Origin of the sequence: Mesorhizobium sp. M0062 (genome assembly GCF_040323125.1) — a bacterium.
In the GTDB taxonomy this organism is placed as follows: domain Bacteria; phylum Pseudomonadota; class Alphaproteobacteria; order Rhizobiales; family Rhizobiaceae; genus Mesorhizobium.
Genome location: NZ_JAMYUO010000023.1, coordinates 64,028 through 84,857, shown reverse-complemented (window position 1 = coordinate 84,857; position 20,830 = coordinate 64,028). Strand labels below are relative to the sequence as shown.

Annotated in this window: 18 protein-coding genes; 5 read left to right on the top strand and 13 right to left on the bottom strand. The window is 60.8% G+C overall.

Annotated features, from left to right (window positions below; genetic code table 11):
• Positions 1 to 419: 419 nt before the first annotated feature.
• The 13 genes from NKJ64_RS23455 to NKJ64_RS23395 all read right to left on the bottom strand — a co-directional run bounded on the left by NKJ64_RS23455 (position 420) and on the right by NKJ64_RS23395 (position 14,594).
• Entirely contained in the window at positions 420 to 698 is a 279-nt protein-coding gene (locus tag NKJ64_RS23455) for a DUF2274 domain-containing protein (protein ID WP_023685997.1), read from the bottom strand.
• Positions 699 to 711: 13 nt separating this feature from the next.
• Positions 712 to 1,929: a TraB/TrbI/VirB10 family type IV secretion system protein gene (locus tag NKJ64_RS23450; RefSeq protein WP_023685996.1), complete on the bottom strand. Its 1,218-nt coding sequence runs from the start codon at positions 1,927 to 1,929 to the stop codon at positions 712 to 714.
• Between the two features lie 10 nt (positions 1,930 to 1,939).
• The gene (gene trbG / locus NKJ64_RS23445; protein WP_031204545.1) at positions 1,940 to 2,968 is read right to left on the bottom strand and encodes a P-type conjugative transfer protein TrbG; all 1,029 of its coding nucleotides are present in this window, start codon (positions 2,966 to 2,968) and stop codon (positions 1,940 to 1,942) included.
• Positions 2,958 to 3,689, bottom strand: a complete 732-nt coding sequence (gene trbF / locus NKJ64_RS23440) for a conjugal transfer protein TrbF (protein ID WP_023685994.1) — start codon at positions 3,687 to 3,689, stop codon at positions 2,958 to 2,960. Before trbF ends, trbG begins: the two co-directional genes overlap by 11 nt.
• A complete protein-coding gene (trbL, locus tag NKJ64_RS23435; protein ID WP_352463428.1) occupies positions 3,690 to 5,009 on the bottom strand; it encodes a P-type conjugative transfer protein TrbL in 1,320 nt (439 codons plus the stop codon).
• Positions 5,010 to 5,045: 36 nt separating this feature from the next.
• A complete protein-coding gene (trbJ, locus tag NKJ64_RS23430; RefSeq protein ID WP_023685498.1) occupies positions 5,046 to 5,771 on the bottom strand; it encodes a P-type conjugative transfer protein TrbJ in 726 nt (241 codons plus the stop codon).
• Positions 5,768 to 8,218 (bottom strand): conjugal transfer protein TrbE, encoded by a 2,451-nt coding sequence (trbE, locus tag NKJ64_RS23425; protein ID WP_023685499.1) that lies wholly within the window; start codon positions 8,216 to 8,218, stop codon positions 5,768 to 5,770. Before trbE ends, trbJ begins: the two co-directional genes overlap by 4 nt.
• The gene (locus tag NKJ64_RS23420) at positions 8,212 to 8,484 is read right to left on the bottom strand and encodes a VirB3 family type IV secretion system protein (protein ID WP_023685500.1); all 273 of its coding nucleotides are present in this window, start codon (positions 8,482 to 8,484) and stop codon (positions 8,212 to 8,214) included. The genes trbE and NKJ64_RS23420 overlap by 7 nt, the downstream gene beginning before the upstream one ends.
• Complete coding sequence (locus NKJ64_RS23415) at positions 8,484 to 8,792, bottom strand: TrbC/VirB2 family type IV secretion system protein (protein ID WP_023669260.1); 309 nt, start codon at positions 8,790 to 8,792, stop codon at positions 8,484 to 8,486. The genes NKJ64_RS23420 and NKJ64_RS23415 overlap by 1 nt, the downstream gene beginning before the upstream one ends.
• Positions 8,793 to 8,803: 11 nt before the next feature.
• Complete coding sequence (trbB, locus tag NKJ64_RS23410) at positions 8,804 to 9,772, bottom strand: P-type conjugative transfer ATPase TrbB (RefSeq protein ID WP_031204376.1); 969 nt, start codon at positions 9,770 to 9,772, stop codon at positions 8,804 to 8,806.
• Positions 9,769 to 10,182 carry a hypothetical protein gene (locus NKJ64_RS23405; protein WP_031204377.1) on the bottom strand — a complete coding sequence of 138 codons (414 nt, stop codon included), beginning with the start codon at positions 10,180 to 10,182 and terminating at the stop codon, positions 9,769 to 9,771. Before NKJ64_RS23405 ends, trbB begins: the two co-directional genes overlap by 4 nt.
• A 118-nt stretch (positions 10,183 to 10,300) precedes the next feature.
• Positions 10,301 to 12,331, bottom strand: coding sequence for a conjugal transfer protein TraG (locus NKJ64_RS23400; RefSeq protein WP_352463427.1), 2,031 nt, complete (start codon positions 12,329 to 12,331; stop codon positions 10,301 to 10,303).
• Between the two features lie 796 nt (positions 12,332 to 13,127).
• Positions 13,128 to 14,594 (bottom strand): serine/threonine-protein kinase, encoded by a 1,467-nt coding sequence (locus tag NKJ64_RS23395; protein ID WP_023685505.1) that lies wholly within the window; start codon positions 14,592 to 14,594, stop codon positions 13,128 to 13,130.
• Between the two features lie 179 nt (positions 14,595 to 14,773).
• Between NKJ64_RS23395 and NKJ64_RS23390 the strand changes: the two genes are divergently transcribed.
• The 5 genes from NKJ64_RS23390 (at position 14,774) to NKJ64_RS23370 (ending at position 20,553) form a co-directional block, all read left to right on the top strand.
• Positions 14,774 to 16,546: a KAP family P-loop NTPase fold protein gene (locus tag NKJ64_RS23390; protein WP_023685506.1), complete on the top strand. Its 1,773-nt coding sequence runs from the start codon at positions 14,774 to 14,776 to the stop codon at positions 16,544 to 16,546.
• Between the two features lie 54 nt (positions 16,547 to 16,600).
• Entirely contained in the window at positions 16,601 to 17,317 is a 717-nt protein-coding gene (locus NKJ64_RS23385; RefSeq protein WP_031204379.1) for a Qat anti-phage system associated protein QatB, read from the top strand.
• Positions 17,314 to 18,624, top strand: coding sequence for a Qat anti-phage system QueC-like protein QatC (gene qatC / locus NKJ64_RS23380; RefSeq protein ID WP_023685508.1), 1,311 nt, complete (start codon positions 17,314 to 17,316; stop codon positions 18,622 to 18,624). Before NKJ64_RS23385 ends, qatC begins: the two co-directional genes overlap by 4 nt.
• A complete protein-coding gene (gene qatD, locus NKJ64_RS23375) occupies positions 18,621 to 19,355 on the top strand; it encodes a Qat anti-phage system TatD family nuclease QatD (protein ID WP_023753792.1) in 735 nt (244 codons plus the stop codon). Before qatC ends, qatD begins: the two co-directional genes overlap by 4 nt.
• 310 nt (positions 19,356 to 19,665) lie before the next feature.
• Positions 19,666 to 20,553 carry a restriction endonuclease gene (locus NKJ64_RS23370; protein WP_245263155.1) on the top strand — a complete coding sequence of 296 codons (888 nt, stop codon included), beginning with the start codon at positions 19,666 to 19,668 and terminating at the stop codon, positions 20,551 to 20,553.
• The last annotated feature ends 277 nt before the right edge of the window (positions 20,554 to 20,830 follow it).

The following is a 20,830-nucleotide window of genomic DNA, read 5'->3' as shown; positions in this document are numbered from 1 at the left end:
GGTCAACCGCTCCCACCCATTTATGACCTCTTCGACCAGTGGGCTAACCAGCCGATCCTTGTCATCGGCGCCGCCTCGCCGCCACATTGTCCGCGTCAGGGCTTCGTATCTGCCGCCGCTGTAGAGGACCGTCCGGTCTGGGCGACGCTGCTTTGAGGGCTGCTATGGCCTGGGAGACTGACCGCGGCCCAGGCGAGGTGGGGACTGGCGAAGGCTATCCCGTGGTCGCCCTGAACTATTCGGCCGCCTGATAAGCGCTGGCAAAATCGTTAGCTTGGGAAGGAAGGCTGCTCCGGCCAAGAAACCTACCTCAACGCGTAAAGCGAAAGCCTGATCTCAATTTTGCGAAGCGCTCGCTGGGACCGGCCGCAACGCGGTCAGGATCAAGAACCTAGCGTGCGACCAAGCGACACCAAGCGCTACCCGTTGTCCAGCTTGGAAGATGATTGCCGTCGTGGTTTCTCCGACACGCCAGCGCCCGGCAGACCTTCTTTTCTGGCCTTGGCAAACGCCCGGTCGCCTTCCAGGAACCCGACCAGCATAAAGGGAATCAGTTCAGCCACGGTTTCGGACTCGCCATAGGTCTGACGGTAAAGTGCGGCATAGTCGTTGAGTGCTTGGCTCAAGTCGGCGCCAACGGTGATGGTGATCTTCGAAGGCGTCCGGTCCGGAAGTTTTCCGAGTTTCAAATTAGCCATCAAGTCCTCCTGTTCACCCCGTATATGGCCGCAACACGAGGTCCTTGTGCACGACGACGCGCAACGGCCAACCAGGGCGGACGGTGATCGTGGGTTGGACGTTCAGGTTCTTTTCCGTGATCCGTTGGCCGGCTTGACTGACGTTCTGCTGGGCGGATTCACGAATTGCCTTGACCAAGTCGCTTTCATTTTCCCCAAAGCTCAACTCGGTACCAACCCCCAGCAATGTGGCCACCGCGACGCCCTTGATCAGCTGCCAAGTATGGAAATCCACTTTGTCCTCGAGCCCGGCATAGCCGGCCGCGTCGGTCACGGGCAGATTGTCGATTTCGATAGATGAGCCGTCCGGCATCACGATGCGTTGCCACACCAACAGAGCGCGCCTTTGCCCAAAGGCTACAACGCTGTCGTAGGTGCCGATCAGCCGTGAGCCCTGCGGGATGAGCAGGATGCTGCCGGTGACGCTGTCGTGCACATTCTCGGTGATCTGGGCGACGACAAGGCCGGGCAGATCGGAATTGATGCCGGTGATCAGGCTTGCAGCGATCACGCTACCGGCCATGATCTGATAGGGCGAAGCCGGCGTCTGCAGTGTATGCGGGTTGTAGATCCCGCCGGTGTTCCGTTGATCGATGAAATCGAGCTTGCGCTGTTGATTGTTCGGGTCGCCCTCGGCCGGCGCGACGGAAGCTCGCTGGCCTTCTGTATTTGGCTGCGGAGACGCCGTCTCGAAAGGCGAACGTCCGCCCTGCCCATTGCCAAAAGCTTCCGTCTGCTGGGGCCGGTTTTCGATGCGGAAGAGGACTTGCGACTCGCGCGCCTCAACCGCTTGTTGTGCAAGCCGCTGGGCCTCGGCGGAAACGTCTTGCCCTGGTGCGATGCCAAGCTGGCGCTGGTGCTCGAGAATAGGACGGCCGAGATCCCCAGGCAGCGGCGGTCCAAGCACCGGAGCCTTCGGCTTGCTCCCGGAATAGTCCTTGGGCAGCGTTTCAAGTCCCTCGGCGGTCGGCTTGCGGTCCGTGCTGTAGAGCTCTTCGGCCTGCTGTTTCAGGCGCAATGCGGGTCCCCGCAGCGCCATCATCGTGACGCCAAAAACAGCGCCGGAACCAACAGCAGCGATCGCAACGATTATGCCGCGCCTGAACCGCACCGCTCGGCGGGGCGAGGCTCTCAGCTGCAGCTGTTCGGGATTGAGCTTCGGCAGAGCATTCGGATGGGAAGTATCGTTCATGAGCCTCCCCTTATCTGCCAACACGCGAAAACAGCGAAACCCGCCGCGGCGGTTGCCGACCGTCGGTTCTCGTAATGCGCACCACCTGCTGCTGTTTGGTGCCAAGCCGCAGTTCGGCGGCAGCAAAGAGGCGATCGACGACGTAGTAGTTGCCGCGCATCCGGTAGTTCACGAGCTGGTTATCGCCGTCGGCTCCGACGATGAAGAGCGGCGGCGCCTCACCTTGGTCGATGCGGCGCGGGAACTCGATATAGACCTTGCTGCCATCATCGAAGGCGCGCGTCGGTCTCCACGGCGGCGTGTCGCCGGTGATCGAATAGCGGAAGCGGATGTTTTCGAGTGCCACGTTCGAGGCCGCGGGCATTTCAGCCTCGGCCTGAGCGTTGCGCCGCCGAAGCGCCACGAGTTGGTCTTCGCTGTAAATCCAGGAGAGCGCCGCCATGGCAGTTTTCTCAGTGCTTTGAAGCTGCAGGTGATAGGATCGCCTGTCCGTCGTGATGACCAGATTGGTGGCAAGCCCCGGCGCGAATGGCTTCACCAGCACATGAGTGCGCTGGTCATCGCCTGAGCCACTAACGGTGTCACCGATCACCCAACGGACCGTATCGCCGGCTGAGACCGAGGTCAGCTTCTCGCCCCGCTGCAATGAGATATCGGTGACGCGCTCCGGCGCGGCGTAGAGCTGGTAGAGCGCGCCGTCGGCAAAGGGGTAAACCTGCACCGCATTGACATAGCCAAACTTGGTGGGTTGTTGCGTCGCCGCCTTGTTGGCATCGGCGACCTGTTCTTCCGGCGAGCGCTTATCTGGGGCGGGCTTGCCGGGTGCGGGCATCAACTGACCAGGCAACGGTAACGGTTTCGGCACTTCCACGACCTTGACCGGCTTCTCCGGCGCCTTCTCGATCGCGGCTGGTTTGAAGTCCTCGTGGTCATAGGAAATCTGAGGCGGCGGCACTGGCTTCGAGGCACAGGCCGAAAGAACCGCAACAGACGCCGACAGGATCGAGGCAGCACGAAGCAATGGGGCTCTATTTGTCATTGGCGGGCTCCTTAGGGGAAACGGGGGTTGGCGCGGCGCTGTCGAGCTCGCGCGACCAGTCGATGGCGTTGATGAAGACGCCGAGCGGGTTCTTGCGCAGCTGCTCGGTTGTCCTAGGCGGGCGGATGAGGATGGTGAGGATCCCGATCCAGCGCGTCGTGCTGGCGAGGCTGCCGCGCTCGAACACCTGCTCGGTCCATTTGACCTGGAACGAGCTGTCGGAAGCCCTGACCACGCTGGTCACCTGTACTGACACGCTGCGCGTGCCGATTTGGCCGAAAGGGTCGTTCGCCTTGGCATATTCGTTGAGGAAGAGCGCCGCTCGGTCGGTGGCAAAGTCGTAGGCCGACAGCCAATTCTGCCGCACCAGAACCGCATCGGTGGAAACCGAACGAACATTCTGGATGAAGCGGCTGAGATGCCAGGCGATCTGGGCATCGTCGGGCTGGTAGTTTTGGACTGCCGGCCCGACCGCGTGCGCCTCGCCAAAGCGGTCGACCTCGACGACATAAGGCACGACGCGGCCCTGCATCGACTGCCACAGAAGCCCACCGGAAAGCCCCGTCGTCAGAGCCAGGCAGCCAAAGGCCATGAAGCGCCAGTTCTTGGCCTGGACGCGCGCCGTGCCGATGCGCTCATCCCAGAGTTGGCTGGCCTTCTGGTAGGGTGTTACGGGTTCGGGCGTCTTTCCATAACGCTGAACGGGTCGCTTGAAGAGCATCTAGTCTTCCTTGTCATTGAGGGAGGGATTGGCGCCGCTTCCGCCCCGATCTCCATCGCGCACCGCCTGCGTGGCAGCATTGCGATGGGCGCGTGCGGTCTGTTCGGAACGCAGACGCCTTGCCCAGGCAGGCGCGGCCGCGGGAGCTACAACTGGAGAGCTTCCGCTCATCGAGCTGGTCGGCATGCCGCCGGTCATCCAGCCGGCATCGCGACCGGCGTCGGCACTACGGCGGAATGGTTCTGCTGCGGATCGCATTCCCCGCATCGCGGCGCCGCTAGCGGCACTCGCAACCCCCTGCAGCCCAGCAGCTACCCCGGACAGCCCGGACTCGGGCGATGTCGCGCGCCCCGTTTGCCAGGCGACGGTGGCAGCGGACCCCATGGCGGCGCCGGCACGGACTGCGGCGAGGCCGCCGCCTGTTGCCATGCGCGCGCCGGCAAACGCAGCGCCTCCGGCAACGAGCGTTGATCCAGCTGCGGCCGCCGTTGTTCCAAGTGCCGCGCCGGCGCCAAGCTGCGGCGCGCCGGAAACGAGACCCGAGGCAATCCCGGGGCCGAAAATGCCGAGCCCAAGCAGCGCCAGCGCACCCAGCACCTGAGACATGGCCGCCGCCAGGTCCGGCTCCTGGCCCTGCAGGGCGGAAGCGAACTCGCCAAAGAGCGTGGAGCCGATGCCGACGATGACGGCAAGCACCATCACCTTGATGCCCGACGAAATCACATTGCCGAGCACGCGCTCGGCCAGAAACGCCGAACGGTTCCAGAGCGCGAAGGGCACCAGGACGAAGCCGGCCAGCGTGGTGAGCTTGAACTCGAGGATGGTGATGAAGAGCTGGATGGAAAGAATGAAGAAGGCGATGAGGACCAGGAACCAGGCCAGAAGCAGCACGAAGATGGTGAGCGCGTTACCGAAGATCTCGGGGAAGCCTACTAGCTGGCTCGCTTGATTGAGGAGCGGCCAGGCGCCCTCGAAGCCGGCCGCGGCAATGCGGCCTGGCCGCAGGAGACTGTCGGCGGACAGGTTGCCGGCCGATGCGTTGATGCCGAGACCGGCAAAGGAGCGGTAAATTATGTCGGCGAGGTTCTTGAAACTGTTCAGGACGAAGGCGAAGGCGCCGACATAGAGCACTTTGCGAACAAGCCGGCCGAGAATGTTGGGCTCGCCGCCGAACGCCCAGACCAAGCCCGCGAGCGTGATGTCAATGCCGATCAGAATTGTGGTGAGAAAGGCGACGTCGCCCGAAAGCAGACCGAACCCGCTATCGATATAGCGGGTAAAGGTCTCCATGAAGCGATCGATGACTCCGAGGTCGTTCATGTAGCCGCCTTCCTCGTTGTCTTAAAGAACTGCCGATCAGTTGCCGGGATAGGCCGTGCCGGTGCCCAGGAAACGCTTCGTCGTCTCGCGAGCGGCTTCCTCAGACTGCGCCTTGCGCGCCGCATCCTCGGCCTCGGCCCGGAACTGGGTCGCAAGCAGCGTCTGGATCTGCATCTGCTGCTTGGTCGAAAGCGCGATCAGCTGATTGGTAGCCTGGCTTGCCTCGAGGGCACCTGCCGCGCCCTGACTACGATTGACGAGATCGGTAAGCAGGTCGCCATCGGCCTGCACGTTCTCGACGATCTGCGACTGCGCGCTCATGGTCTGGCGGAACGCCTGCATGGCGCTCTGCCAGCGCTCGCGCGCGGCGCTCGCCACATCGCTGACCTTGATGGTGGCGTCGTAGCTTTCCGGATATTGCTGGAGCCACTGGTCCTGCAGCTTGTCGAGATCGAAGCTCAGGCCGCTCGCCTGGGTCATCAGACCGTCAATCCGTTGGAGCGAGCCGGTAAGCTGGCCCACGGAAGAGAAATCCAGGCGCTGAAGGTTGCGCGCCATGTTCTGCAGCATGGTCGCCTGGTTCTGAAGCGACTGGATTTGGTTGTTGATCTGCTCCAATGCGCGTGCTGCCGACAGCACATTTTGCGTATAGTTGGACGGGTCAAACACGATGAGCGCATAGGCCGGCTGGACGTAGTCAGCCATCGGTTTGGCAATCAGGGAAACGGTGACCAGGCTAGTAAAAAGGCGGCGTCCGATCATGACGATTGCTCCTTGTTAGGTTGAGGAAATTGCTGGAGAAGCTCGGCAGCCCAATCCAGGCCGCGCGCACTGAAGAAACGGGCGGCAAAGCTGCCCTGCCCTTCTTCGGAAAGAATATTGTCGATCAGGGTCTGCGCGGCCGGGTCGGAGGCGCCGCAAAGCGCAAGAGCGATCGGGCCTAGCCCGAGCTCGAAGAGGCGATTGCCGCGGCGCGACTGCAGATAGTAGTGGCGCTTCGGCGTGGCGCGGGCGACCAATTCGATCTGTCGCTCATTAAGACCGAAGCGCTCATAGGCTGCCCGTGCCTGCGGCTCCACCGCACGATCATTGGGGAGAAAAATGCGCTGCGGGCAGCTCTCGATGATTGCGGGTGCGATAGAAGAGCCGGCGATGTCGGCAAGCGACTGCGTCGCGAAGATGACGGAGACGTTTTTCTTACGCAGCACCTTAAGCCATTCGCGGATGCGGGCGGCAAAGAGCGGGTTGTCGAGATAGACCCAGGCCTCGTCGAGCATGAGCAGCGTCGGCCGCCCGTCAAACCGGTCCTCAAGACGATGGAACAGATAGGTGAGCACAGGCAGCACAGCGCCTTGGCTGTGCATCAGCTCCTGGGTTTCGAAACACTGCACATCCGAGATGGCCAGCCGGTCGTCATCGGCATCGAGCAGTCGGCCGAATGGTCCGTCGAGCGTGTAGGGCATCAATGCCGATTTGAGCGCATTGGACTGAAGCAGGACCGACAGGCCAGTCAGCGTGCGTTCCTGCGCCGGCGCGGTGGCGAGGCTGGTGAGCGCCGACCAGATTGCCTCCTTCACCTCCGGGGTGACGGTGACATTCTCGTGGGCAATGAGGCCGGCGATCCATTCGGCCGCCCAGCTCTGTGTGGCCGGGTCGTCGATGTGGCGCAGCGGCTGGAAACCAAGCGCACCATTCGCACCCAACGCATGGTGGTCGCCGCCCATGGCAAGCGCGGCGGCGCGGGCCGAATTGCCTTTGTCGAAGACATAGATTTGCGCGCCAGCGTAGCGCCGGAACTGCAAAGCGATCAGGGCAAGCAGAACCGACTTGCCGGCACCGGTCGGCCCGACAATCAGCATGTGGCCGACATCGCCGATATGGGTCGAAAGCCGAAACGGCGTCGAGCCGCTGGTTTCGGCGAAAAGAAGCGGCGGAGCGTGATCGCCGGTGACCTCGGCAAGGTGCTCGTTCTCCGCTGGACCTGCCCACACGGACGACAGCGGCACGAGATGGGCAAGGTTAAGCGTGTGAACGAGCGGCTGGCGAACGTTGGCGTAGACATGACCCGGCAATGAACCAAGCCACGCTTCGACGGCATTGATGCTTTCGCGAATGGTGGTGAAGCCGAGCCCGTTGACGATCCGCTCGACGGCGCGAAGCTTTTCCGCGGCGGCTTTACGGTTCTGATCCCACACCGTCACCGTTGTGGTGAGATAGCCGAAGCCGACATGATCGCCGCCCAATGCCTGCAGTGCTGCATCGGCATCGAGCGCCTTGTTGTCGGCGTCGCTGTCGACGAGAGGCACCGGTTCGTTGGTCACCACCTCGCGCAGAATAGCCGCGATCGATTTGCGCTTGGCAAACCACTGCCGCCGGAGCCGAGTCAGCGTCTTCGTGGCTTCCGCCTTGTCGAGTGGAATGAAGCGCGTCACCCAGCGATAGGCGAAATCCTGGTTATTGAGCGCATCAAGGATTCCTGGCCGGGTGACGTTCGGAAAGCCGAGAACTGTGAGCGTGCGCAGATGCTGCTCGCCCAGCATCGGCTCTAGGCCGCCGGTCAGCGGCGCGTCAACCAGGACGCCGTCGAGATACATTGGCGTTTCCGGCACGGCGACCGGATGACGGCGTGTCGAGATCGTGCCGTGCAGGTACGTCAGGGTCTCGGCATCGTCGAGCGCGCGCACCTCGGGCACGAAGCCCGAAAGAAGATCGAGAACGCGGTCAGTCTCGTCTCGGAACCGGGCAAGCTCCTGGCGCCAGTCTCTTTCCCCTCCCAAGTCATGCGAGTCGACGAGAGCACTTTCCGCGCGCGCTTGGCCATCGGGCCCAGGCATGAAGACCAAGGTCAGATGATAGATGCTCTCGAAATGCGCGACCTTGCCCTCGAAGGCCGCGCGCCGTTCCTCATCGATCAGCCATGAGGCAGCATCGGGAAGGGCCGAGCTCGCATAGCCCAGCGCTTCGATGCGCTCGGCCTCGAAGAATAATGCCCAGCCAGAGCCGAGCCTTCTCAGCGCATTGTTTGCCCGCGCGCATATGCCGATGAGTTCGGCCTCCGTCGCGCTTTCAAGGTCGGGGCCACGAAACCGCAATGTCCGTTGGAAGCTGCCATCCTTGTTGAGCACGATGCCGGGCGCGACGAGTGCTGCCCAGGGCAGATGGTCGGCAAGCCGGTCGGCTTTGCCGCGGTATTCGGAAAGCTTCAGCATGCAAGCCAGCCCTTTTGACGAAGATGACGGACAAGCACGCTGGCAAAATCCGGATCACGCCGTGCGGCAAAGACCGCGAGCGTGTGGCCGGCGATCCAGAGGATCAGACCGGCAATCCACTGCTGCAGGCCTAGGCCGATGGCCGCGGCCACCGTGCCATTGAGGATCGCCACCGCCCGCGGCGCGCCGCCGAGCAGGATCGGCTCGGTGAGCGCCCGATGGACCAGAACCTCGAAGCCTTCGATATGCTGCTCTTCGGTGCTCATCAGACGACTGCCCCGCCGCCAAAGGAGAAGAAGGAAAGAAAGAAGCTCGAGGCCGCGAAGGCGATCGACAGGCCGAAGACGATCTGGATCAGCCGGCGGAAACCGCCCGCCGTGTCGCCGAAGGCAAGGGTCAGACCGGTGGTGATGATGATGATCACCGCGAGGATCTTGGCGACCGGCCCCTGCACCGATTCCAGAATCTGCTGCAGCGGCTGTTCCCACGGCATGCCGGAGCCGGCAGCGTGGGCCTGGGCCGTGAGAAGAAGCGCGACGGCGGCGAACGAAAGAAAGCGAAGCTTCTTGCGCATGAGGTGACCTTTCAGAGCTGCTGGAGTTGCGGAAGTGTGAGCGGGGTGACGGCGTAATCGCCGCTGCCGTCGAGACCCGTGACCTCGGCGATCGCGTCAACGCGGCGCGCGGGTCCTCTTCCGGCAATAAAGATGACCAAGTCGACGGCATCGGCGATCAGCCGGCGGGGAACGGTGACAACGGCTTCCTGGGCGAGCTGCTCAATACGATAGAGTGCGGAGCGTGCCGAATTGGCGTGAACGGTGGCAATGCCGCCGGGATGTCCGGTGTTCCATGCCTTCAGCAAATCGAGCGCTTCCGCGCCTCTGACTTCGCCGACGATGATGCGGTCGGGCCTCAGTCGTAAGGTCGAGCGTACGAGATCGGCGAGTGTGATGGAGCCCCGCCTCGTCCTCATGGCAACGCAGTCCTTGGCCGCGCATTGCAGCTCGCGGGTGTCCTCAATCAGGATCACCCGCTCATCGCATTCGGCGACTTCTGCCAGTAGAGCATTGGTAAGTGTCGTTTTGCCCGACGATGTGCCGCCGGCGACCAGGATGTTGCGCCGCTCGCGCACTGCCTTCCTCAGGGCATCAGCCTGCAGCGGGAGGATGACGCGATCGGCGACGTAGTTGGCCAGCGTGTAGAGTTTTGCCGCCGGTTTGCGGATGGCGAAGCATGGCGCCAGCACGACCGGCGGTAGCAGACCCTCGAAGCGCTCGCCTGATGGCAATTCGGCACTGACAATCGGACTATCTGCATGCGCCTCGGCGCGTACATGGGAGGCGACGAGCCGGATGATGCGTTCCGCCTCGGCAGGATGCATATGCACGCCTGTATCGACCCGGCCTTCTCCCAACCGGTCGAGCCTCAGCGCGCCGTCGGGGTTGACCATCACCTCGATGACGGTCGGATCGGCAAGGGCCTCGGTGATCGCGGCGCCCATGGCTGTGCGCAGCATGGCTCGGCGGCGGTGGTCCGCTGCGGGATGAGAGCTCATCCTTCGCCTCCATTGCCATTGCCGTTGCCAAGCGAGCGCTTCCCGGAGGCTATCTGGCGACCGACCTGCTCGACGAATTTGTCAAAGCGCTCTTGGGCGATCGCCTGTGTCGCCCGATCCGGAATTGGCGTGTGCGCATGAAGCGTGATTGAAAAGCGGATTAAGAGCGCCAGGCTCTCCAGAGTTATTTCGGCGTCGCGCCTGACATGGTCGAGATCGCGGGAAAGACGGTCCAGCCGCTTGCCGTAGCGCTGGTCGAGCTCGTTTTCACCACGCCGTTCGATGAAGGCCTCGACCGCTTTCGCGACGATCGCCGATTTTGTGGTCGACGGGTTGCTACTGAGGGTTTCCAGCTTCGCGCTTAACGCGGGTTCGAGCAGAAACTGGTGGCGAATGCGATGCGGCTTCATGGGGCTCGTTCCGACTGGCCGGCCTGATGCGCCGGCGGCGGCAACGAACATCGTCGAGATCCGCAAAATCGCTTATGGGCGTTATCTACGCTGAGCTACGCCTGAGCTGCGAAAGCGCTTAGAAGCCGGGGATGATGTCCTTGTCGTCGCCCCTTCCCTCGTTGATACCGTAGGCGCTGGCTGCGGTGGAAACCCGGTCCATGACGCGCTTGTCTGCGAGTGCCTCGGCGTCATCGTCCGCCAGATTGAAGAGGTCGTCTTGATCAGGCTCCTGAGAGACGACGACGTGTTCTTCAGGCAGGCCTGGATGACGCTGCTGTTGCACGCCGCCCTCTTCTTCGATTGCCTCGCCGGCGTTTTCGTCATCGGCAGCGAGACGGCGGTCAACACTGCGGGCTAGTCCGCTCCAATCGTCGGGGCGCGACGCAGGACAGTCCGCGTACAGACCGTCGCGCAACACCGGCGCCGGCAGCACCCGTTCGGTGAAATTCGGATCCTGATAATAACGCAACTTCTGGGCGCGGATCGGCGGCAACCCCGAAACAAGGATTAATTCGTCAGCTTGCGGCAACTGCAGCACCTCGCCAGGCGTCAGCAGCGGGCGAGCGGTCTCCTGGCGACTGACCATGACGTGCGAGAGCCAGGGCGCCAGCCGGTGGCCGGCGTAGTTGCGCATGGACCTGAGTTCCGTCGCCGTACCGAGCGCATCCGAGATGCGTTTGGCCGTGCGCTCGTCGTTGGAGGAAAAGGCAATGCGCACATGGCAATTGTCGAGAATGGCGTTGTTCTCGCCATAGGCTTTGGAGATCTGGTTCAAGGATTGCGCGATCAGATAGGCGCGGATGCCGTAACCCGCCATGAAGGCGAGCGCGGTCTCGAAGAAGTCGAGGCGGCCAAGAGCCGGAAATTCGTCCAGCATCATTAGCAGTTGGTACTTGCGGCTCTTCTTCGGGTCACCTTCCAGCCGCTCCGTCAGTCGCCTGCCGATCTGATTGAGCACCAGTCGCACCAGTGGCTTGGTGCGCGAGATATCCGATGGCGGCACCACTAGATAGAGCGACATCGGTCGTTCCGCATCCATGAGATCGGCAATGCGCCAGTCGCAGGCCGATGTTGCCGCGGCCACGGTCGGATCACGATAGAGACCGAGAAACGACATGGCGGTCGAGAGAACGCCTGAGCGCTCGTTCTCTGATTTGTTAAGCACCTCGCGAGCCGCCGAGGCCACGACGGGATGGACCCGAGGTTTGTCCGCCGTGCCGAGGTGGTTGGTGGTCATCATCCGCAGCAGTGTCGTGGCAAACGAGCGTTGCGGATCCGACAGGAAAGTGGCGACGCGGGCGAGCGTCTTTTCTTCTTCCGCGTAGAGCACGTGCAAGATGGCCCCGACCAAGAGTGAATGACTAGTCTTCTCCCAATGATTCCGCCGCTCCAGCGCGCCTTCCGGATCGACGAGAATGTCCGCGATGTTCTGAACGTCGCGGACCTCATCTGAACCCCTGCGCACTTCCAGCAGCGGGTTATAGCGCGCCGTTCTCGAGTCGGTCGGATTGAACAGGAGGCAGAAAGAGAACTTCGACCGCCAGCCGGAAGTCAGCTGCCAGTTCTCGCCTTTGATGTCGTGAATGACGGCCGAGCCGGTCCAGGAAAGAAGCGTTGGAACGACCAATCCCACGCCCTTGCCCGAACGTGTCGGCGCAAAGGCCATGACATGTTCCGGCCCGTCATGTCGCAGATAGTGATCCTTCAGTTTGCCAAGGAAAACGCCGGCCGGCTCAAACAGGCCTGCCTTCTCGATTTCCCGAGCCACGGCCCATCGTGAGGAACCGTAGGTGGTGACCAACCCCCTCTGCCGCGCGCGCCAGAGGGAGCCAGCTATTGCGGCCGCACACCCCAAGAATCCGCTGGCTCCGGCAAGCATGCCGGCCTTGTCGAAGACCTCAGGCGCATAGGCGTCGAAGTGAAACCACCATTCGAACAGTTTCCACGGCTTGTAGATCGGCCGGGCCGCCGCGGCAAACCATGGCGCGCCAAGCTGCGGCTGATAGTCCAGCATGTGGGCGCACCATTGCGTTGCCGCCCATACGCCAACGATGACGATGGCGAACACAACTACGATCTGGCCGACAAGGAGCTTCGTCGGTGTCACGGGCACAGCCTCCACTGTTTGGTAGTAGATGGAAGCAGCATGACGTGACGTTTCAGAATATCGAAGATACCCAATATACGCGCCCGTGCGATGCAGTGAACGTTGCAGGCTTGGAAGACTGGGGCGCCAAGAAGTGTCATCGCGAAGGGCGACGAGCGAATAACTTGTATGGGCCGGGAGCGGACCGACTGGTTTCGGCCAGCAAAAGCTGTAAGGAGCCTTAAAACGGCGCCTTCGATGCTAAACTGAAAGCCAAGAAATCGTACAGTATGGCCGCGATTTCATTGATCAGCAGTCTGCACGTCGATTTTGAGGAGTAGCCGCTTCTCTGGGCCTGCCCCAGGCACGATTTGCCATTTCGTGAACCCGACGCCACCGTCGTAGGTAGCTGGCAGGTACAATGTGCCTAGGCTCATTCGACCACAAGCCCATGAATGCCCAAAGCAAGCGAACACGATACGCTCCAGAGTAGCGTTGTAGTGGTCTACATCATACAAATTTGATTTGCTGTTCAATGCTATGATTGGGTTTGCCCAAGCCCCCGTCTCCTTCCGGGAATGACGCAGCTGAACTCAGCGTCCGAGATCAAGTGCATTCACGGCTCCACTCTGGAAGTGGCGCCGTTTCTGATCCGATCTCAAAGCAGGATCTGGATGGCTCGCAGGTTTCCGGCCGCCTTGTTGGACTGCGTGCCCTATTTCTGAGGTCGAAGCCCGATCACCGCGATCGATTCGTTTACGCGACTTTCGCTCAAGGCCTCTGAGAGTTGCAACGATACGACCAGCCTCTTAGAGCCTTACCGACGCTCTCTTGGCCCATCGGGCTTAGGCATTTGATGAAATTGGTTCCAATCTCCTTTCACGAGGTCCGGAAGTGCTGATGTCGCCTCCTCGGCGAAATCGCGAATGACCTGGTCGTCGCCATCCCACCCTTTAGGGTCTATTTCCAACACGGTTGGTGAATCGGTGACTTCGAAACTCGGATCCGATTTGGAACCTGTTTTGCGAAGAAAGGCCGAGCAACCCTTCACGGGCCGTCCGTCAGATTCTCTCAATTCGAGGTATGGCAGAACGAACAAGCCGCCGCCATGGAAGCCTATCTTTCGGCAGACAAACATCTGTAGGGCCCAAATCCTTGCATATTTCCCAACTGCGTTCTGAAATGTAATTTCGATGCCACTTATTGGCATGAACAGATAGCGACCAATCTTGATTTGGGATCCAATCCTCACCTCTTGAACGATGGAGTTGATGGCACCGTCCGTGTGGATTGCAGCGGCTCCCGCCTGGAATTGTCGCGTCAGCGCCGCCAAAATCGCCGCGGCGACCGCATTGATCAGGTCTTCGGATCTTGTGCGCTCGGCGCTCTCCTCGAGCTTTCGCTGCGCTTCTGTTGCCGCTGTCTGCTTGAAGTCTTCCAGCGCGGTTAGACCCCGCTTTGAAAGCCCCGATCCTCCACCATTTCGGATGCTCTGGAGCTGGTCGAGGCGCATAATGATAGTGTCCATGGTCGATATCCGCGGAAGCGGGCAGATCATTTGCGTAAGCAGCAGGCGAAGGCCTTCCAAGCCAGGTGCGGCGAGCGTCGGGGCATATTTCGGATCGCTTAGGCTCTCTCGAGGCAGCCGAACGCCTGTGAAAAGAAACAAGATGACCTTGCCAAGCGAATAGACATCGGCGGCAGCCGTCACATCGAGCTGCCCGCCGTGCTCGAGCTCCGGCGCCATGAACAGCGCCGGCCCGACAACTTCGCCCGACGGGGTATTGCGTTGTCTACCGTCCTCGATCAGGCAAATGCCGAAGTCAGATATCCAGACTTCATCGCCATTGCCGGTTAGTAGGATGTTGGCTGGCTTGATATCTCTGTGAATGATCGAGGCGTCGTGCGCAGCCTTGAGGCCCGCCGCTACCTGCTTCGCAACGCCGAGAGTGCGCCCAAGATCGCCGACGAACTGGGCCGCCGATTTGCCGAGGTCGCCCCCTTCTGCAACCGGCATGACGATATACTGCTTCGTCCCGTCCTGCGGCTGTGCGTCGAGAGCAGAGTGATCCAGCAGCTCGATCACATTCGGATGCTTCAGCCGCTTGATCGCGTCCACCTCATTGCGGAAGCGGTCGGCCCGCTTTGGGTTTAGAATGCGCTTGAGGGCGAAAGGGCCATCGCCCGGGTTTTGCCGATCGATGACCTTTATGACGTGACCTTGTCCTCCTTCGCCAAGGTTCCCGTCTATCCCCTCCCACCGATTGCCGTAGATTCTAGCCATTCTTCACCCTCAAGCTGCTCAATGCTCGATCAGTACTCGCTCGGTCGCATGTTGAGCAAGCTCCAATACCCCAATCCCCTACAGCAGCGGCCATAAATGCTAATATTCAAAAGCCGGGCTGCCAATTGACACATGGCCGGACAAGCAGCACAACCGCCGCTTGGGCTTGGAAACTTCTTATGTGGTCCGATTCGGATACCGACGTCGATTTTTTGAACTATTCGGAAGTTGCGGAGATGGTCGTAGACCTTCTCTCTGACCTGAAATTGTTGCCACTTTCTGTCGGCGTGTTCGGCGGTTGGGGAATCGGAAAGTCAACTACACTTCGCCTTGTCGAGCGCGAATTGGACAAGGCTCCGGATCGCTATCTCGTCATCAAGTTCGATGCTTGGATGTATCAGGACTTCGACGACGCGCGCGCCGCGCTGATGTGCGTGATCTCCGGGGCGCTCGTAAAGGCTGCCCCCCCTGCCCTGAAAGACCGAGCGAAGTCGTTGATCGGGCGCGTGAACAAACTGCGGTTCTTGGGCGTGGCGCTTGAGGCCGGCGCCTGGGCTATGGGTGTGCCCACCTTCGGAGCGATCTCCAAAGGTGTGACAGCCGCGGGCGCGCTTTTTTCGGGGTCGGAAGACGACAAAAATCTCGAAGCCGTCAAGGAAGCCGCCTCAGACGTAGAGTCACGGGGCGCGTCGCTGTTGCGCGAGCCGGAAGAGAGGGGCCCGCCCGACGAGATCGACGCATTTCGCGCAGAATTCAAAGGTATTCTCCAGGACCTCGGGAAAACGATGGTCGTCTTCATCGACAACCTCGACCGCTGTTTGCCCCGAAACGCCATCGAGACCATGGAGGCTGTGCGGCTTTTCCTGTTCATGCCCAACAGCGCATTCGTTGTGGCCGCTGACGAGGACATGATCCGACACGCCGTCAGTCAACATTTCAACAGTCCCTCGCAGCGCCACATCACCGACTATCTGGATAAGCTGATCCAGGTTCCGGTCAGGGTGCCAAGGGCGGGCATTCAGGAGGTCCGGGCATACCTTATTTTGCTGCTTGCGAGCCGGTCCGATCTGGACGACGCGGCAGTCGAGAAACTACGGCAATACCTCATCGACCGGCTCCGGACCTCGTGGAAGGATGATGGCGACTTCACAATCGAGGAGATGCTGACTCAGTCAGGCGTGCAGGCGTCGAAGGAGCTGGCGGCTGCGTGGGACATGGCCGACAGAATGGCGCCGATCCTGGCTCTGTCGCCCGGCGTCTTAGGCAACCCCCGCACCGTGAAGCGCATGCTCAACGTGGTGAGGATGCGGGCCAACGTTGCTCGTCGCCGCGCGATGCCTATCGATGAGGCGATGATCACCAAACTGGCGTTGTTCGAGCGTTGCACCGACATCGATGCGACGGAAGAGCTCCATAATCTGATCAACGCCAGCCCCCGCGGAAAGCCCGCTGTCCTGGCCAGCCTTGAACAAGCCAAGCCAGGCGAAACGATCGCTGACTTGCCCGAGAAATGGACGAAACATGCGCCATTTCTGATGGAATGGGCGAAGCTGGCTCCTGGCCTGGCTGGTGTTGATCTGCGGCCTGCAGTCTACCTCGCCCGTGAGACTGTTCCGCTTCGCATGCGATCCGGTTCTCTCGCCGGCGGCGCTGCAAAAGCCGTCGAAACGCTCCTTCAGATCCGGTCAGTGTCTTCGCCCGCTGCGAAGGCGGCGTTGGACAGCCTGCAGCCAGGGGACATGATCCTGGTGATGGAAGCGGTCATCGAGGTGATGAGAAAAGACTCTGATTGGTCGCGGGCACGAATGGATTTTCGGGGAGCGACATTGGTTGCCGACAGATCTGCAGCCTCGGCCGAATTGCTCAACCGCTTTTTCAGATCATTGCAGCTTCCAAAGACCCCGGGATGGGTCTCAACGATGCTCAAGGACAAGGCGTGGTGGGAGGAGTGAAAAAAGGGCATGGGGACATCTTCATCAGCTAAGGGGCGCAAGAGCACCAGCCCAATGGTCCCGCCGCACGCCGACGCCAATCCAGGCCAACCAGTGCCTGCGCCAGAGGGACAGCGGTTCCGGGGCTTTCGTACAGAGTTCGGCCGGGCTTTGGCCGGCGCCGGTGGCGGTTCGCTTTCAGCCGCGCTGGGCAAATATGCGCGAAACGCAACAGGAGGTGTCGCAGTCGGGCCGAGGCGGTTTGGTACTGCATACACGGCCGGCGGCGCGCTCGTCGGGGTGCTCAACGATCTTCAGCAAGGCGGGACTGGCGCTGAGTTTGCGGGAATAGACCTATCATCGCTCAATGGCCGTCCCTTGGCCGAGGCGATTCAGGCCATTGCGCAGGCACTCGCCCCGGAGAATGCAGACGCTGACCTCATCCGGATAGCGGTACAAGAGGCCTTGGCCGAAGTGTTGCCCGAGACCGCGTCGTTCGAACCTGCCGACCTTGACGACGATGCGTTGATCGCCGTCCTAATCGAGTTTTTCACGAGGATCATCTTTCAGGACATTGTCAACGACGCGGGCGACGCCTGGAACAAGGCTCCCGACCAGGATCGCACGATAGAGGCGGAGAACGAACTCTTCGACATTGTCCATGCCGCGGTCGACCGGCACTTGTCGCCTGCTTTGGCCAACGGGATACAGAACATGACGCGGGCACAAGTTGAGGCGAAAGAGCGGCTAGCCATGGACGCCATCTGGGCCGAATGGGAGGGCAATGAGTGACGCTGTGCCGCTTTTTTTTGGACAAGAAGACTTTTCCCGCCGACTGCCCGCCCAATGAATTGCACGTTCTCCTTTATGGCGGTTCAGCCCCAATTGCAGGCGCCGTCGCCATCGGAAACCAGGTCAAAGACCTCTTTTTACGTTTCGGAGTGCAGCCGTCTGCGACGGCGGTGGATTTTGTATCTATCGCGCTTGCCGTCACTGCGGCCGACACATTCGTGCTGAGAGAGGACGCCGCGGACAGCTGGAGCAGGGATATCGAAATCTGCCTGCCGCTGAGAACTCCAGGACCGTGGAATGCGGTAAAACCCCGGCTCCAGCGTCTGCTCAGTTTTCTGAGCGGCGATCAGTGGCGTTTTCACTTTGAAGGCGGCGGAGAGGCTCCTCCCGTTCCCTCAGTCATCCGGCAGCATCAAAGTCGGATAAACCTTGTTGCCGGTGATCTCGTTTCTCTGTTCTCAGGCGGTCTGGACAGCACCATTGCTACGTTCCGCCTCGTCGAGGACAGCGCCCGCCCGATCCTGGTATCTCATGCCTACACCGGCGACAAATCGGTCCAAAACGGCATCGTTGGACGCTTGCCGCAGACCCTTCAACACGTATCGGTCAATGCCTGGCCAAACTCGGAGCGCACGTCGGAGATATCGATGCGCTCCCGAAGCTTTCTCTTCATAGCTATTGCTGCATTGGTTTGTGACGTGAAATCAAGGCTGGTTGGCGGCCGGCCGATCCCGCTGCAAGTCCCGGAAAACGGTCTGATTGCACTGAACGCACCACTAACGCCGAGACGGATCGGGTCGCACAGCACGCGGACGACGCATCCTTTTTTCTTAGACGGCGTCCAGGCTATTTTTGGGGTGGTCGGCATTCCGGCTACGATCGACAATCCATATGCGACCTGGACAAAAGGCCAGATGGTGCGATCGGTGAATGGCGTACAGCTTTTCCAAGCCATTGCCTCGGAAACGGTCTCGTGCGGGAAATGGAAGCGGGAGGGCCAACAATGCGGCCGCTGCGTTCCCTGTCTCATCAGGCGCGCGTCTCTCTACGAAGGCGACGTGGATGACAGGACACTCTACCAATCTGCCAGCCTTCTCGACGTGATGACCGTCGAGGATACTCGTGACGACCTGGTCGCCATGCTTACTGCCGTCAAACGCCTCGACGGTGCGAATCTTGACGCCTGGGTCGCCCAGTCAGGGCCTCTGCCTGCCGATATCGATCGCCGATCGGCCCTTGTCGATGTCCATCGACGCGGTCTAATGGAGGTCGGCAGATACCTCACGGACAGTGGCTTCAAGATGTGATCGATTTTCATTGCCATCTCGATCTCTATCGGTATCCCGAGCTTGCGGTCGAAGATGCGGACAAATCAGGGGCCTATGTCCTCTGCGTGACCACGACGCCAAAGGCGTGGAAGTCAACGTCAGCATTGTGCGCGAACCGGGCACGAATCCGCACAGCCTTGGGACTGCACCCCGAGCTCGCCCTTGAGCGCGAGGGGGAATTGCCCCTGTTCAGGCATTTTGCATCCGAGACAAGGTACTTTGGCGAAGTCGGCCTCGATGGCTCCGAGCACCTGCGAACCTCGAAGGCGGCTCAAGAGCGCGTTTTCTCCGCTATCTTGGCCATCGCAGCTGACCTCGGCGGCAAGATCCTGTCTATTCACAGCCGCCGAGCCGCTGACGAGGTTCTGGATTGTCTATCCAAACAGGCCGCGGCCGGCATTCCCATCTTGCATTGGTTCAGCGGATCTCAACGACAGCTTAGGCGGGCGGTCGACCAAGGGTGCTGGTTCAGCTGCGGCCCTTCCATGTTGAAGTCAGAAAATGGGAAGGCGATTGCAAGAGCCTTGCCGCGCAACCGCGTTCTCACGGAGACCGACGGTCCATTCGCTCTAGAAGGCAGCCGGCCACTTCAGCCAAGGGATTCCTGGCAAGCATTGAAGATGCTATCCGACATCTGGCAAATCCCCGAAGCGGAAGCCGCTGGAATTCTCAAAGACAATCTCGTGGCGCTGACAACGGGAAAGTCCTAACGGCGGGACGGCGCTTTGGTCGGCCACTTCGAGGCTGAGCGATCTGCTTGCTTTTACCTCGCCGATGCGGGAGCTTTTAGGCCGGAAGCGGACTGTCGGGTTTCGGGTTTTGCACAGAGGAAAGTTGCCGTTCTGCATCCGACCCCTTTCCGCCGTCCAAGCTGATCTCGCTGTATCCCGAAAGCAGAATAGCCGATCAGTGGTCAGTGCGTCGCGTGTAAGTGACCCTGGAGACTCGCGTATCCGAATTGCGCGGCCGACGTCCGCCAGTCCAAAATCAAAGAGGGGCGAGGATAGGTAGGACGAGTCGGTGGTAGAGGATATCAAAGCGGTAGATTTGAAGTTGGTAGGCGATCTGTTCGGCGACGGCTACGTGATGGACTTCACCAACCGGACCTACCAGGAGTTCTTCCGAGATGAAGTTGGTGTCGACATCTACAACGACGCCTACTTGATTAACGACGGCAACTCGAAGGGGAAGCGTCTGCGTGCGTTCATGCAGAAGGCGCAGAAAGGGGCCATCGTCAAAGCGCTCCATGGTCTGTGGGAGTATCTCGTCGCCTACATGGCCGGGCACGACGATCCAGTGCCGCAAGGTCGCCAGCGGCTGAACGCCTTAGTTGTCAGGTTCGGCGGCAAGCCCATCCCGGGAGCTGTTGACACCACGTCGACACATGCGCCGCCACCCAAGTCGAATGCCCCAGGGGAGAGTGTCCAGGCCGCGCTGGAAGCAGGCTTCAACATGTTGCACGCGATCAACGACGCGCCACATTCCAGAGGTTATGCCTTCGAAGGCTTCCTCAAAAGTTGGTTCGACGCCTGGGGCTTGCAAGCGCGCAAATCCTTTAAGATCGGCCATGGCGAGCAGATCGATGGATCGTTCGTCCACCGGAATTCGGTCTTCCTCATAGAAGCGAAATGGAAGAACGCCGCGACGGACGCCGGCGCATTGCATGCATTTCAAGGCAAGGTCGGTGAGCGGTTGGAGGGTGCCCGCGGTCTCTATGTGTCCTATGCGGGCTTCACACCGCCCAGCCTCCGTGACTTCACCGCGAAGCGGATACTTCTGATTGACGGCATGGACATTGTGGATGCGCTAAGCCGGCGGCTGTCCTTGGACGAGATCATCGCCGCCAAGCTGCGCATTTCGATCGAAGAGCGTAAGCCTTTCGTCCGAGTGCGCGATTTGTTTCCCTGATCTATGCCCTCAGTCGGCATGGCAACAGTCGTCGATGGACATGCTTTTGGGGCGGCATAGATGAATCTCGACTATTGAATGCGCCAGCGTACCGATATAATTCGTTTTTTACGACAAGGCACGCACGCCGTTAGAGTAACTTAAGCGTCACATCGAGGAAGAGGTGCGGCCATGGGAGCCGCCACTGTTCAACCCGGAAACGGATGATGCCGAGCCGCCCTTCTGGTAGAGTGGTGCAGGTTGAACAAACCCGTGGGCTCGTCGCGCGCACTCAATC